The sequence below is a fragment of the Acinetobacter sp. 1207_04 genome, from assembly GCF_052850415.1.
Map to the genome: position 1 here is coordinate 1 of NZ_VXCQ01000018.1, position 15402 is coordinate 15402.

Here is a 15402-nt window from a genome sequence, read left to right on the forward strand (position 1 = left end):
GACGTGACCAATTGTACCCACGTTTACGTGTGGCTTATTACGTTCAAACTTAGCCTTAGCCATGAGAGCTTCCTTTTTTAACTACTCATACAGGGTCACTGCATGAGTACTTGAGTTTTAACTATGTATTAGTTTGGACTTATAGTAATCGAAAGATTACTCGTCGTCACCTTTTTTACCGCCTGACTGGAATTTAGAAATGATGCCTTCAGCCACGTTACGTGGAGTTTCAGCATATTTAGAGAATTCCATAGAATATGTCGCACGACCTTGAGACATAGAACGCATAGAAGTTGCGTAACCGAACATCTCAGCCAATGGAACTTCAGCTTTAATCGCTTTAGTACCACCAGGAAGATCTTCCATACCTTGAACCATACCACGACGACGGTTTAAGTCACCCATGATATCGCCCATGTAGTCTTCTGGAGTTTCTACTTCAACTTTCATGATTGGTTCAAGAAGGATAGGATCCGCTTTCATGAAACCATCACGGAAGGCATAAGAACCCGCCATTTTGAACGATAATTCGTCCGAATCGACATCATGGTAAGAACCATCAAACAATGTCGCTTTGATACCCACAACAGGGTAACCAGCAAGTACACCATTCTTCATACGTTCTTGAATACCTTTGTCAACCGCACCAAAGAATTCTTTAGGTACTACGCCGCCAACAACTTCTTCAACGAATTGATAGTCTTTTTCAGCATCAGCTTCCATCGGCTCAAGACGTACGTATACGTGACCGAATTTACCTTTACCACCAGTCTGACGAACAAATTTACCTTCTTGTTCAACAGTCTTTTTAATCGTTTCACGGTAAGAAACCATTGGTTTACCAATGTTTGCTTCAACACCGAATTCACGCTTCATACGGTCAACAATGATGTCAAGGTGAAGTTCACCCATACCAGCAATAATTGTTTGACCTGACTCTTCGTCAGTACGTACACGGAATGATGGATCTTCTTTAGCCAAACGACCTAAAGCAATTGACATTTTTTCTTGGTCAGCTTTAGTTTTTGGTTCCACAGCCAATGCAATTACTGGCTCTGGGAATTCCATACGTTCAAGTGTAATAACGTGTTTTTCATCACAAAGCGTATCACCAGTAGTAACGTCTTTAAGACCTACACATGCAGCGATATCACCAGCGCGGATTTCTTCAACGTCTTGACGATCGTTTGCGTGCATTTGCACGATACGGCCAATACGTTCACGTTTAGATTTAACTGGGTTGAAAACCGAGTCACCTTGCTTAAGAACACCAGAATAAACACGTACGAAAGTCAAGTTACCTACGAATTTGTCATTCATGATTTTGAACGCAAGTGCAGAGAACGGTTGCTCATCAGATGCTTCACGAGTCGCTTTAGTTTCAGCTTTATCGTCAAGTACACCTTCAATCGCTTTAACTTCTGTAGGTGATGGTAAGAATTCAATTACAGCATCCAACATACGTTGAACACCTTTGTTTTTGAACGCTGTACCACAAAGCATTGGTTGAATTAAACCAGCAAGAGTTTGGGTACGAATACCAGCAACGATTTCTTCTTTAGACAACTCACCTTCTTCAAGGTATTTATCCATCAATTCTTCAGATGCTTCAGCTGCTGCTTCAACCATGTTTGTACGCCATTCTTCAGCACTTGCTTGAAGATCAGCTGGAATTTCACCGTATTCGAATTCCATACCTTGAGATTTTTCATCCCAAATGATCGCTTTCATTTCGATTAAGTCGATCACGCCTTGGAAGTTATCTTCAGCGCCAACAGGAATTACGATTGGTACAGGAGAAGCACCCAAACGAGTACGCATTTGTTCAACAACACGGAAGAAGTTTGCACCTGTACGGTCCATCTTGTTCACGAATGCTAAACGCGGTACTTGGTATTTGTTTGCTTGACGCCATACAGTTTCAGACTGAGGTTGAACACCACCTACAGCACAGTAAACCATACATGCACCATCAAGAACACGCATAGAACGTTCAACTTCAATTGTGAAGTCTACGTGTCCCGGTGTATCAATTACGTTGATACGGTGTTCAGGAAATTGCTTAGACATACCTGACCAGAATGTAGTCGTAGCAGCTGAAGTGATTGTAATACCACGTTCTTGCTCTTGCTCCATCCAGTCCATTGTTGCTGCACCATCATGTACTTCACCAATTTTGTGAGATACACCTGTGTAGAACAAGATACGTTCAGTTGTTGTAGTTTTACCGGCATCAATGTGCGCAGAAATACCAATGTTACGATAACGAGAAATTGGGGTTTGACGTGCCATGATTTCTTGCATTCCTAAATTTTGTTGTTTAAAACAGTACGCATCAATAGAGTATTGATGCGTACGGATACTCAGACGTAATGGGCAACTTAAATACCCGCCCATCCCCCGCTTTGGAAGAGTGCGATGTTAAATCGAGCTGCAATGCGCATGAGTATTCTCCTGATTAAGGACTGTTTTAACCGCTTAGAAGCGGTAGTGAGAGAAGGCTTTGTTAGCTTCAGCCATACGGTGCACATCTTCACGTTTTTTGATCGCTGAGCCTTTACCTTCAGCTGCATCAAGCAACTCACCAGCAAGACGTAACGCCATAGTTTTTTCAGAACGCTTAGCAGCAGCATCTACTAACCAACGCATAGCCAAGGCAGTACGACGGGATGGGCGTACTTCCATAGGTACTTGGTATGTAGCACCACCAACACGGCGTGCTTTTACTTCGACCATAGGACGAACTTTTTCAAGAGTAGTCTCGAAAAATTCAACTGGGTCAACTTTAGATTTTTCTTGAACGCGGTCTAAAGCACCGTAAACGATACTTTCAGCAATAGATTTTTTACCATCTTGCATTACGTGGTTCATGAATTTAGCGATTGTTTGGCTACTGAACTTCGGATCCGGAAGGATTTCACGAGCAGCAACTACGCGACGTCTTGGCATTTTAAACTACCTAATAAATATGACACTTCAGGTTTATCCAGCATTAGTGCAAAGTGTCATGCACCTTTCGCTGGCCTTACTACACGTCGCTTGAATTTCACAAAATTAAATGCAGAAATCAGACAAGCGAGACGATAAAGGATTGCGGTTCTACATCTTAAAAATAATTCTTAAAAGAATTATTTCTTAGGACGTTTAGTACCGTATTTAGAACGTGACTGGTTACGATCTTTCACGCCAGCACAGTCTAAAGAACCACGAACGGTATGGTAACGTACACCTGGTAAGTCTTTAACACGACCACCACGGATAAGAACAACACTGTGCTCTTGTAGGTTATGGCCTTCACCACCGATATAGCTAGAAACTTCAAAACCTGAAGTTAAGCGAACACGGCAAACTTTACGCATTGCTGAGTTAGGTTTTTTAGGTGTAGTTGTGTAAACACGTGTACAAACACCACGACGTTGTGGACAAGCCTTCAACGCAGGAACTTTTGATTTTTCAACCAAAGTTGTGCGACCCTTACGGATCAACTGATTTGTTGTTGCCATTTGGCAAATCTCCCGTTAAATAAAAACCCAAAAAAATACTACTTTTTAAGGGCACGCAATTGTATTCCATGAAGTGAAAATGGTCAATATTCGGCAATACGCCAAATACCAACCATTTACATATTTCATGACTTTTTTCAGTCATTTTTAATCGTTCGGCTGAGAAGTATCTTCTTTTGAGCTGAGTGACTCTTCATTTTTAACTGCTGTTTTACGTATTGTACGCTTCTTCTCAGTTGGCTTTTTTGTATTTTCGCCTTCAATCTGTACTTGTTCTGTTGCCAGAGGTTTAGACTTCATGTCAGCTGAATCAAGAGATGGCTCAGTATTGTTTTGCGCTATTGTATCTATTGTTGAGTTTTCTAAAGGTACTTTCACATCAGGCTCAACAATGAGCTCCTCATCTTGCTGTACTTTTTCAGTCACTTTTTTTAGCGTTGCTTCATTCTCATTCAATACATCAACTAATGGGACAGCTTCCCCCTTAGTTTTTGGTGCAACTTGAACATCTGAAATCGGCTGTATAGCATCATTTTCAGGGGCAGCATCCACTGCATCTTCGGCTAATGTATTGGATGCATCAAGTAACAAAACAGGTGCTTGAGCTAAAAACCTCTCATACGCCGTCAATGCATCTAAATCATTTTCAGGATGTTGCAATATATATTGGCGGGCGCCATGAAAAACAACTTTGGCATGGTCTGTTGCATCATCAACCAATTTCCAACTATATATAGCACTGATGCCAATGCTCGCTAATGGTGTCAGGCGAGAAATAAAACCCATTTGAGGGATATTATTCATCCATGCCCATTTAAAGCTACCATCATCGTTGGTAAGCATTTTTTTCAGCATTTCAGTGTCATTACTCGAACCAAGTAATTGTTGCAGCTGACTCATATTATGTGTTTGAGCGACTTGGCTCAGTGTTCTCAAAGTAGCAAGTAAAGCCTGTTTTTCTGCAACTGTGCCTAAATCGAGTTGTTTAAAAATATATTCAACAATGTTTTGATCTTCAACTTTCAACTCAAAACCGTAAGCACGACCTGTGTGATAAATACTACGGAGCGCAAGTGCAAGTGATGTCGGTACATCTAATGCTGCACCAATAACACCTGTTGAGCCTGTTACTGCACCTTGTAATGCTGCAATGATTTTATTTTGATTTGCCAATGCCTGACTAATCCGTGCTGCACGTTCAGGGTCTTTCGCCAATTCCTCTAAACTTTTTGCCCCAACTTCTTTGAGTAAACCTTCCACTGAGGTGAGCTGTGAAACAGCATCATTGAGTTTATCAAAAACATAATCGGAAAGTTTGTCGTTTAAATCGGGTGAAATAAATGAAACTACCTGATTCATTTTTTTGTAGTGTCTTCCAAGCAGTTGGCTTGAAACTTTCGGTAAATGTTCACGCATCATTTGTTGCGGATTGTCATATTGTTTTTTTTCAAACACACCCTTTGTTCGGGCTGAACCTTGTATCACTTGTGATGCCTCAGGTGCCTGTGTCAGCTTAGAAACAGTTCCAGGTGCGACATGATTCATAACACTTAAGCCTGTCGCACTGAGCTTTTTAGCCACTCCAAATACATTAGAGATTAAACTGCGTGATTGTTTGTGATCAGAATTTGTCATTTATCCCCCATTATCCTTGTTCTCTATAATTGTCCTTGATACTAGGTGTAGTCTTGATTTAACACAACTTTAAACTGTAATTTTTAGTGTCATATAGGTGAACAAATTCGCCATTGTTGCTTTTCAAGCAGAGGCACGGATTTGCCATAAGAATTCAAAATTCTTTCTGTTATGATGAGCATAATTTCAAATTAGTATCTGCCGATCAATAGTCAAGCAATATATTTTCTATATAACGGATCTATGTCAGTCAGATACTGCACCATCACCATAAAGGGAACTGTAGATGAAACGTGTTGTGATCACGGGTATGGGTATCAACTCATGTATCGGTAATACATTAGAAGCTGTTCAAAATTCTTTAGAAAACGGTATTTCAGGAACACGTCATAATTCAACTTACGAAGAACTTAATTTTAAAAGTCATGTAAGCGCAGCCGCTGAACAAAATTTTGATGGCATTGACCGTAAACTCAAACGCTTTATGGGCGTATGTGCCATGTATGCTTACAACTCTGCTTTGGCAGCCGTTGAACATGCTGGCTTAACTGCTGAGCAAATTGGTGGCAATCCTCGTTACGGTATTGCAGGTGGTTCAGGTGGTGGTTCAACAGCATCTGTTATTGAGATGAATGAGTTACTCAATACCAAAGGCGCACGTAAAGTTGGTCCATTCTTCGTCCCACGTAATATGTCCAATACTATTACAGCAAATGTCGGTGTCGCATTCAAATTACAAGGTGTCGCACATTCAATTACCAGTGCTTGTGCAACGTCTGCCGATGCCATTGGTTATGCATACAATCTGATTCAACTCGGCAAGCAAGATTTAATGCTTGCTGGTGGTGGTGAAGAAGATCATTGGTCACAAAGCTTATTGTTTGATGCTATGGGTGCGTTATGTTCTAAATATAACGAAACACCTGAAACAGCTTCACGTCCTTACTCTGCTGACCGTGATGGTTTCGTGATTGCTGGCGGTGGTGGTTTTGTTGTTCTTGAATCACTTGAGCATGCACAAGCACGTGGTGCAAATATTTTAGCTGAAGTGGTAGGCTATGCTGCTAACTCAGATGGTGCTGACATGGTTGCACCATCAGGTGAAGGCGCAACACGTTGTATCCTTATGGCTTTAGAAGAAGCAAAACAGCATGGTGTTGATCAAATTGACTATGTAAATACGCATGGTACATCAACGCCTGCAGGTGACATCACTGAGCTTAAAGCAATGGAACGTGCATTTGGTGAAGGTCAAGTGCCTGCATTTAGCTCAACTAAGTCTATGACAGGTCACAGCCTAGGTGCTGCAGGTGTTCAAGAAGCGATTTATTCTATTTTAATGATGCAAAATGACTTCATTGCGCCAAACATCAACGTAACTGAACTTGATGAAGGTGCAAAAGGTTATGACATCGTACTTGAAAAACGTGACGCAAAATTGAATACTGTAATGAGTAACAGTTTCGGTTTTGGCGGTGTAAACGCATGCCTTATTTTCAAAAAATGGGCAGGCTAAGTTCAGAAATTTTGATCATTCATCAACATTGATGGTGAATGATCAACTTTCCACACACTGCCCTTTTAAGGGTAAATAGATGGATGCTCCTTCAGATGCTTTCCTTTGGGTAAAAGCACTTCATATTATTGCAGTTGTTTGTTGGTTTGCTGCCCTATTCTATCTTCCTCGTCTTTATGTCTACCATGCTATGAGTGATGATACTATTAGTCATCAACGCTTTGAAGTCATGGAACGTAAGCTGTATCGTGGCATTATGATGCCTGCAATGATCGCAACACTCATTACAGCGCACTTCCTTGTCGATTGGGGTGATCCAACACGGCATTATCATGAAGCAACTTGGTTTTATCTCAAAGTAGGTCTAGTTGGGCTATTGGTGATTTATCATTTTGTATGTGGTTACTACCGTCAAAAGTTGATTGGCAATGCACACTACAAGTCACATAAATTTTGGCGCTTTTTCAATGAAATGCCAACACTGATTTTATTTGCAGTAGTGATTTTGGTGGTGGTTAAACCGACGTTTTGATCTATAAATAAAAAACCTCCATTTAGGAGGTTTTTTATTTATTAATGTACAAAATAAAACTTTAGTTTCAATTGTTTATTCTTTCCAATATTTGGTCTCTTATTGATTCGGTGATTCCAAGCATAGGGTCTATTTGTATCCAACGATTTTTTAAGTTATCGGTTAGTTCGTTTAAAATTTTATCATCGTCAAGAATTAAAAATTCAGCAGTTCTATTATTTAAAAACCATTCTTCAATTTCAACATTTCTCTTCTTAATGTCGGTTGCTTTTTTTGCGTTATTTATTTTAGATATCTTACTAACATTTATCCCCCTCAATTCAAATATTTTATTCCATTCCGTTAAGTTGTAATTAATTCTGTGAGTAGTTGTCAAAATGATTTCAGGATTAATTTTGTTAATAACTTCAATAAAGTTTTTACGAGAGTTCTCATTAAATTTATAGAATTTGTCTTCTAAGAATTCTGGTTGTTTCCAAGAGGGAGACGTCTCCAAAACTCCATCAATATCAAGGAGTAAAATCATTAGGAAAATTGACACCTTGTTGATTTACAATTACTACTAACTATAACATGACTCAATTCATTACTTTCAATACCTAATAAATTTCTTCCTAATCACTCGATTTAACGGTGTTGAATAATACTTTTCAATCGCCCAACTCAAGACAAACACCGCAATAAAATAAATTGGTAAAAGTATCAATTTTTCAATAGGCAACGTTTCTTTTGGAAAGTAAAAAACTTTCATCAAACCCAAAATAATCAGATGAAATAAATACATTTCATAACTGCGCTGACCAATCCACACCATGATTTTTGTAATGAATGATTGTCCATGCACTTGTGGATTTTGCGCAAAACAAAAAATTAAAATTGCAGAAAATAATGCAAACGCACTGATTCCCCATGTGCTGACTTCTTTGATAGGTGCATATAAATACAGTCCAATCATTAACACTGAAACGACTGGAACGATGACTTTTATAGCTGATGAATTAATTTTAAAATTCTGCACAATTAAAGCCGTTAAACAACCAATTGCAATTCCATCAAAACTTGAAAAATAATGATATAAATACGCCCCACTTTCTTCACTAAAATGTAAAGATCTGAAATATGGTGCATAACAAATAATGACAAATAAGAATAGAATGAAGCCTTTGCCTCGTCCAAGTAATACACACAAAACTGGAAAAGCAAGATAAAAAATCTCTTCAACCGATAACGACCACAATACGCCAAGTGCGTAATTCACCCAGCCATTTTCAATGATCAGGATATTCATCCAAAAGGTGAAGGCTGCAAAAATCGTTAAGCCATAAGATACTTCAATATCATTTGGTGCTTGATTGATAAAGGGTTTTAAACCCATAGCACCTAGTATAGTGACCATTGCTATCAGTAAAACTAAACAAGGCATAATGCGAGCAATACGGCGAATATAGAAGTCTTTGAGCTTGATATCGGCAAGTAAACGACTTCGTTGTAAAGTATGTTGGGTAATGAGAAAGCCTGAAATGACAAAAAATATCGTTACGCCATAGTTGCCATTGCGGGCAATCAACGTACTTAGGCTTTCTCCGAAAACGTGCACACCTAAAAAAGTGTCATGCAATTTGTACGGAATATTAAAATGGTGAATAAGTACCAAAAGAATTGAAATACCACGTAAAACATCGATCTTATAATTTCGCATATTAGTATTCTGTTTTTCCAGCCTGATATTGAAAGCTATTTTTATTTTAATTTCAAAACTATATTTTGAACATTTTGTAAAAAAACAGGAGATATGAAAACATATCTCCTGCAAAATAACTCACTATTGCCTAGGCTTAATAGTTTTTATTTCTTCCGGTTAGCCATTCGTGGTTTATATACGAAATAATAGGTTGTTGTTAAAATAATGATCCATAAAGGACTAATGAGCAATGCTCTAAATGTGTCTGCTTCTAGACTCAATACAACAAGCATTGAAGCAAGAAAGATCAGGACAGTATAAGACATCCAAATACCACCTGGCATTTTGAAATTAGAGCTTTCATGTAATTGAGGACGTAACTTACGATAGCGTAAATAACACACCATAATAAGTCCCCAAATACTAATAAATAAAATCACACAAAGCGAGCTTGCCAAGGTAAATGCTTCCACAGTATTCGGTACGAAGTACTGTAAGGCAGCACCTGCCATGATAAATCCACAAGAGAAAATTAAACCTTTTGCTGGAACGGCACGACTCGATAATTCTGCCAACTTTTCAGGTGCTTGACCTTCTTTTGCCAAACCAAACAACATACGACTTGTTGAAAACACGCCACTGTTCATTGAAGACATTACTGAAGAAAGTACAACTAAATTCATAATCAGCGCTGCACCACCAATACCTGCATGCATAAACAGCGTCACAAATGGGCTTTGATCAGCAGGAATCTCTGTCCAAGGCGTTACTGACATCACAATAAATAATGCCAAAACATAGAATAAAATAATTCGTGTTGGAATCGCATTAACTGCTTTAGGTAAGTTCTTTTCAGGATCTTTAGTTTCTGCAGCCATCGTTCCAATCAGTTCAACGCCGACAAAAGCAAACAGTGCAATTTGGAAACCTGCTAAAAAGCCCATTCCTCCTTTTGGAAACATGCCACCATTTGTCCAAACATTGCTAAAGCTTGCAACGGAACCACTTGGTGCGACAAAATGAGTCATCACCATATAGCCACCAATTAAAATCAAACCAACGATGGCTAAAATTTTAATCAGGGCAAACCAAAACTCGATCTCACCAAATAATTTGACCGTGAGTAAATTAATCCCGAGAACAAGCAATACACATCCTGCACTTATTAGCGCTTGCCCCATTGGGGTAAATGCCATTCCTTCGGGTAGCCAAAAATTAAGATAATTGATAATTGCAGCAAGATCGGCGATACCTACAAGGATCCAACCAAGCCAATATGACCACCCAATATAATAACCAGCACCTGGCCCAATAAGGTCATGTGCCATATCAATAAAGGATTTGTAATGTAAATTTGAAAGTAAAATCTCCCCCAATGCACGCATGAGGAAAAAGAACATTGCACCAATAATCATATAAATGATTAAGATTGATGGCCCTGCTAGAGAAATGGTTTTTCCAGATCCCATAAATAGACCTGTACCAATCGCACCGCCAATCGCAATTAACTGTAAATGACGATTGGATAGTTTTCGCTGAAGCTCATGTGGCGACGATTGTTCGTCCTCTTGATGACTTATATTTGTCATTAAAATATCCTTTTTGACAACTTTGGGAGATTCAACCCGCTTGTGGCGTAAGAACATCCTCGTTCTATGGTTCAATCAAACAAAACGAACCTTCTGCTTTACACAAGGTTCGTTGGTTTTACACGTTAACCTTTTACTGTTTAGCGCTGTGCAGCAGTCACTGCAATTTCGATCAGCCAATCTGGATTAACTAAATCAGCTTGAATGGTGGCACGTGCAGGTGGCACGCTGTCTTTGATCCAATCAATCCATACCGTATTGAATGTTTGAAAATCAGAAAGATTCTTAATATAAATATTCGCAGACAATAAACGTGATTTATCCGTATTCGCTTCCGCAAGTAACTGATCGATCGTTGCTAGAATATCTTGAGTCTGTCCCGTAATATCAGCATCAGTATTTTTAGGCACTTGACCCGATAAATACACCACTTTATTAAAGACAGTTGCCGCACTCATTACATGCGTTGGGTTAATATTTTGAATATCTGAATGTGTTTGATTTGACATCAATATTTCCTTTAAATCGTTGTTTATAGAAGATACTATTTCCAAAGTATCTATATCTTTTGAATGACAATTGATATTTAAATCACTGTTATTCCAAAATTTTAAATGGAACACGAGTTGTTATACCGCACATCAACTCATATCCAACCGTACCCGAGCTTTCAGCAACCTCATCTATAGACAGAACTGCTCCTGTTGAGGATTTTCCCCAAAGTACAACTTCAGCCCCAATCTGTACATCTTCAATATCTGTAAGATCAACCGCCAACATATCCATGCTGACACGACCAATCGTTTGTGTACGGATCGAATTTACGAGCACAGGTGCATTGTGTGAAATACGTTGATAACCATCGGCATAACCACAGGCAACAATTCCAACTTTCATTGTGCGTGTTGCAGTAAATTTTGAACCATAACCAACAGTATCGTTGGTTTGTATTTCTTGAATAGCGATAATTTCACTACGCAAACTCATCGTCGGTTTTAGATTCCAATCTTGAATGCTATGCGTCGGAAAATCGGGAGAGCTACCATACAGCATAATGCCGCTACGAACATAGTCTGAATGTAACTTTTTAGAATGACGGAGAATAGCTGCGCTGTTTGAAATTGAACACTCGCCATCCAAACCTTGAATGGTTTGTTCAAATACTGTGTGTTGATATTGAATACCCTCTTGACCTAGACGGTCACCATCAGCATCTGAAAAATGCATCATGTGGGTAATCGATTTTACGGCCTCAGATTGCTTTAATCTTTGCCAAATATTTCGATATATCTCAGGCTGGAAACCTAAACGGTTCATCCCTGTATTCATTTTGAGAAAAACGTCAAATTGAGTTTTATTTTTCGCTTGAAATTGCTCAAGCCATTCTACTTGTTGTTCATTGTGAATACTAAAACTCAATCGATATTGTTCACAATCCACCAGATCTTCGGCTGAAAAAAAGCCTTCTAGAAGTAAAATTGGACCTGTCCAACCTAAATCTCGAACACGAATGGCTTCAGCGATATCCAGCAGCGCAAATCCATCCGCCGTTTTAAAGGCATCATAAACACGTTCGATGCCATGCCCATAAGCATTGGCTTTCACCACAGCAAAGACTTTACTCTGTGGCGTCGCTTGTCGTGCAATATTTAAATTGTGCTGTAATGCATCTAAATGGATAACCGCCTGAATAGGTCTTGGCATTGTTTCGTCCTTGAATATTGGTCAATGTCCTAACTTTTAAATAGATTAGGCCTTATTCACAAAGCCTTATCCCACTGATTCTCTAATCAATATTCCCTCTCTTGAGCGAATTTCAAAGTACTAGTTTAAAATTCAGCTCAAGTGAGGGCTAGGGAGAGATGCTTAACAAAGTTAAGCAGCATACGGATAACGCTGAATAGATAGACCTTCAGTGCTAATGTCCGTTTTATGATTAAGAACCAAATCACTGATTAACTTGCCCGAACCACATGCCATCGTCCAACCCAAAGTTCCGTGACCTGTATTGAGGAATAAGTTTTTAAACTTGGTCGCACCAATAATCGGCGTACTATCTGGTGTCATTGGACGTAAACCTGTCCAAAAAGAGGCTTGAGCCAAATCACCACCTGGGAATAAGTCTTGTGTCACCATTTCTAAAGTGCCACGACGATCTTTATTTAAACCGTGGTTAAATCCACTCAATTCAGCCATGCCACCAACACGGATACGTTGATCAAAACGCGTAATGGCAATTTTGTAAGTTTCATCAAGTACCGTAGATTGCGGTGCAAAATTTGCATCAACAATAGGAATCGTAAGCGAGTAACCTTTTACAGGGTAAACAGGCAAGTTTAATTCAAGTGGTTTTAAGAAATCACGAGAATAACTACCAAATGCTAATACATAACGATCGGCTGTCAGCACTTCACCATTGACCACCACGCCTTTAATTTCATCGCCTTCAACCACAAGTTTTTCAACGTTTTGGTTAAACTTAAATTCAACACCTAAATCTTTCGCTAAATTTGCTAAAGCATTGGTAAATAAGTAACAATCGCCCGTTTCATCATTCGGTAAATGTAAACCACCGACCAATTTATCTTTCGCATATTCCAAAGCAGGTTCTACTTTGGCTAAATCATCTTTCAATAATAATTCGTGTGGAACGCCACATTCTTTCAATACCGCAATATCTCGTTGCACCATGTCTAACTGCGCTTCGTTACGGAAAACTTGCAAAGTACCTTTTGAACGGTTTTCGTATTGGATACCTGTTTCTTTACGAAGTTCTCTTAAACAATCACGGCTATATTCTGCAACGCGAGTCATACGTTCCTTGTTGATCGCATAACTTTGTGCATTACAGTTTTTCAGCATTTGTGCCATCCACTGTAACTGCCACATGCTACCATCCATATTGATTGCAAGCGGTGCATGATGTTGGAACATCCATTTTACAGCCTTGAATGGAATCCCTGGCGCAGCCCACGGTGTCGAGTATCCAGGAGAAATTTGACCTGCATTACCAAAACTTGTTTCTTCTGCAGGCCCAGCTTGGCGGTCTAAAACTGTAACTTGTGCTCCTTGCTGCGCGAGGTAATATGCACTTGCGACACCAATTACACCACTACCTAATACAATTACACGCATGTCTCATCCTTTACACATTTACTAGTTTATTTAACTAGTATATTTTTGCCTCAATAGTTTATTTCACTATTTTTAAGGTTATAATTTAGGTGTTTTAATTTTTTATCGTGCTAATTAAAGAAAAAAAGGATTTTCTTGATGCGTAAGTTAGACCGTATAGATCGGATGATTTTAGATATTCTACAAAATGAAGGTCGGATTGCAATTAGCGAGTTGGCATCCCGTGTCAGTTTATCGACAACACCATGTTCAGAACGCGTTAAACGCTTAGAACGTGAAGGCATCATCATGGGTTATCACGCACGGCTCAATCCTAAACATTTAGATCGAAATTTATTGGTTTTTTTAGAAATTAGCCTATCTGCAAAATCTGGGGATGTCTTTGAACAGGTCGCTAAAGACTTAATGGAAATTCCTGAGGTACAAGAGTGCCATTTAATTTCAGGTGATTTTGATTATTTGGTCAAAGCACGTTTAAAGGAAATGAGTGCTTATCGTCGACTTTTAGGTGATTTATTAAAAAAACTCCCTTCTTCTGCCTCATCTCATAGTTATATTGTGATGGAGGAAATCAAGGAATCTTTATATTTGGATGTGAGGTAGTTTTTCTAATTTAAATTTTTAGACCGCTTTAATTGGTTTTACTCCATGAAATATGAACAACAATTAAAAATGACGAATGATAATTTTAGTCATATTTTTTAATTTTTAATAAATTATTTCACAATGATAACATTGACATAGCTCTATTTTAACATTTGAATCTGCATATATATTGAGAGCCATCAACATTGGGAAACACATCATGTTCAACAGAATTATGTCTAGCCTCGGAATTCAAGGCATTCAGGTCGATACTCGCCTACATAACTCTCATGTACAAGCAGGACAAAATCTTTTAGGTGAGGTGCTATTTAGAGGTGGTTCATCGAATAAAAACATCAATGGTATCTATTTACAGTTGATGACGACTGCCGAAGTTGAATCGAATGATTCTGAGCATAATACTGCACTTAATATTGCCCAGTGGCATATTAGTGGTGCATTTGAGCTTCAAACTAATCAATCACATAATTTTCCATTTTCAATTCAGCTCCCTTTTGAAACGCCGATTACAGAAATACAATGTCGTCAGAATAAAAGCCGTGTTTGGCTACATACGCATTTAGATGTCGACTGGGGATTCGATGCGACTGATAAAGATTTTTTACAAATTTCACCAACACCCACACAACAGGCTTTCATTCAAGCGATGCAACAATGTGGCTATCAACTTGCAACCGTAGACACGGAAAAAGGTCAGTTACGTGGCAATAATTTTCAATCCACAATTGGTTGCTATCAAGAATTAGAATTTAAACCACAAGGAATTTTTAGTGGTATTAATGAAATTGAAGTTTCATTTGTCGCTGAACAACATCAAACACATGTGCTTTTAGAAGTGGATCGTAAATTTCGTGGTGATGGTTTTAAAAGTATGACCATTCCTCATAACCAAGCAAATCTTGCCAATATTACGCATGATATTAAGAATCTATTGGGTATTTAATTCAAAAACAACCCCTCTTTCTCAAAGATGGGTTGTACGAGATTAAAATGATCGTAATAGTAAATAGCTAACTAATGTTAGATCGTAATATTAAAATCATATTTTACCACTTGAAGAATATGGATACGTGGTAGGCGCATCCGCATTTGTCCGAGGCAGGACTACTTTAGATAAAAATGTTTCTGCGATGATTGGAATTAGTTGACGGAAGTGAATGATTTCTGCAGATAGCAATGGTTTTAGGTACTTTTGCCAAAACAAA

The 15402-nt window shown here is 38.7% G+C and carries 14 protein-coding genes and 1 pseudogene; 4 read left to right on the forward strand and 11 right to left on the reverse strand.

Annotated features, from left to right (window positions below; all coding sequences use genetic code 11):
- From FW754_RS14285 to FW754_RS14305, 5 genes and pseudogenes are all read right to left on the reverse strand, one after another.
- A pseudogene (locus FW754_RS14285) lies at positions 1-63 on the reverse strand (GTP-binding protein); the annotation flags it as partial.
- Positions 64-156: 93 nt separating this feature from the next.
- On the reverse strand, positions 157-2292 hold the full coding sequence (fusA, locus tag FW754_RS14290) for an elongation factor G (protein ID WP_409512281.1): 2136 nt from the start codon (positions 2290-2292) through the stop codon (positions 157-159).
- A gap of 186 nt (positions 2293-2478) precedes the next feature.
- Positions 2479-2949, reverse strand: coding sequence for a 30S ribosomal protein S7 (rpsG, locus tag FW754_RS14295; protein ID WP_409512231.1), 471 nt, complete (start codon positions 2947-2949; stop codon positions 2479-2481).
- 179 nt (positions 2950-3128) lie between these two features.
- On the reverse strand, positions 3129-3503 hold the full coding sequence (gene rpsL / locus FW754_RS14300; protein ID WP_002050319.1) for a 30S ribosomal protein S12: 375 nt from the start codon (positions 3501-3503) through the stop codon (positions 3129-3131).
- 147 nt (positions 3504-3650) lie between these two features.
- Positions 3651-5138, reverse strand: coding sequence for an EcsC family protein (locus FW754_RS14305; RefSeq protein WP_446325019.1), 1488 nt, complete (start codon positions 5136-5138; stop codon positions 3651-3653).
- 286 nt (positions 5139-5424) lie between these two features.
- Between FW754_RS14305 and FW754_RS14310 the strand changes: the two genes are divergently transcribed.
- A complete protein-coding gene (locus FW754_RS14310; protein WP_409512233.1) occupies positions 5425-6654 on the forward strand; it encodes a beta-ketoacyl synthase N-terminal-like domain-containing protein in 1230 nt (409 codons plus the stop codon).
- A 79-nt stretch (positions 6655-6733) separates the two neighbouring features.
- Entirely contained in the window at positions 6734-7186 is a 453-nt protein-coding gene (hemJ, locus tag FW754_RS14315; protein ID WP_446325020.1) for a protoporphyrinogen oxidase HemJ, read from the forward strand.
- A 67-nt stretch (positions 7187-7253) separates the two neighbouring features.
- Here the strand turns inward: hemJ and FW754_RS14320 are convergent, their stop codons facing one another.
- The 6 genes from FW754_RS14320 to FW754_RS14345 all read right to left on the reverse strand — a co-directional run bounded on the left by FW754_RS14320 (position 7254) and on the right by FW754_RS14345 (position 13591).
- Complete coding sequence (locus FW754_RS14320) at positions 7254-7712, reverse strand: HAD domain-containing protein (RefSeq protein ID WP_409512235.1); 459 nt, start codon at positions 7710-7712, stop codon at positions 7254-7256.
- A 66-nt stretch (positions 7713-7778) separates the two neighbouring features.
- A complete protein-coding gene (locus tag FW754_RS14325) occupies positions 7779-8885 on the reverse strand; it encodes an acyltransferase family protein (RefSeq protein ID WP_446325021.1) in 1107 nt (368 codons plus the stop codon).
- 146 nt (positions 8886-9031) lie between these two features.
- Positions 9032-10456: an amino acid permease gene (locus FW754_RS14330; protein ID WP_409512237.1), complete on the reverse strand. Its 1425-nt coding sequence runs from the start codon at positions 10454-10456 to the stop codon at positions 9032-9034.
- A 140-nt stretch (positions 10457-10596) separates the two neighbouring features.
- A complete protein-coding gene (locus tag FW754_RS14335; RefSeq protein ID WP_446325022.1) occupies positions 10597-10965 on the reverse strand; it encodes a RidA family protein in 369 nt (122 codons plus the stop codon).
- A gap of 88 nt (positions 10966-11053) precedes the next feature.
- Positions 11054-12160 (reverse strand): alanine racemase, encoded by a 1107-nt coding sequence (gene alr / locus FW754_RS14340; RefSeq protein WP_446325023.1) that lies wholly within the window; start codon positions 12158-12160, stop codon positions 11054-11056.
- A gap of 171 nt (positions 12161-12331) precedes the next feature.
- On the reverse strand, positions 12332-13591 hold the full coding sequence (locus tag FW754_RS14345; RefSeq protein ID WP_446325024.1) for a D-amino acid dehydrogenase: 1260 nt from the start codon (positions 13589-13591) through the stop codon (positions 12332-12334).
- A 138-nt stretch (positions 13592-13729) separates the two neighbouring features.
- Here FW754_RS14345 and FW754_RS14350 point away from each other — a divergent pair, with 138 nt between their 5' ends.
- A complete protein-coding gene (locus FW754_RS14350; RefSeq protein WP_409512241.1) occupies positions 13730-14194 on the forward strand; it encodes an Lrp/AsnC ligand binding domain-containing protein in 465 nt (154 codons plus the stop codon).
- 202 nt (positions 14195-14396) lie between these two features.
- Positions 14397-15140 (forward strand): sporulation protein, encoded by a 744-nt coding sequence (locus FW754_RS14355; protein WP_446325025.1) that lies wholly within the window; start codon positions 14397-14399, stop codon positions 15138-15140.
- The last annotated feature ends 262 nt before the right edge of the window (positions 15141-15402 follow it).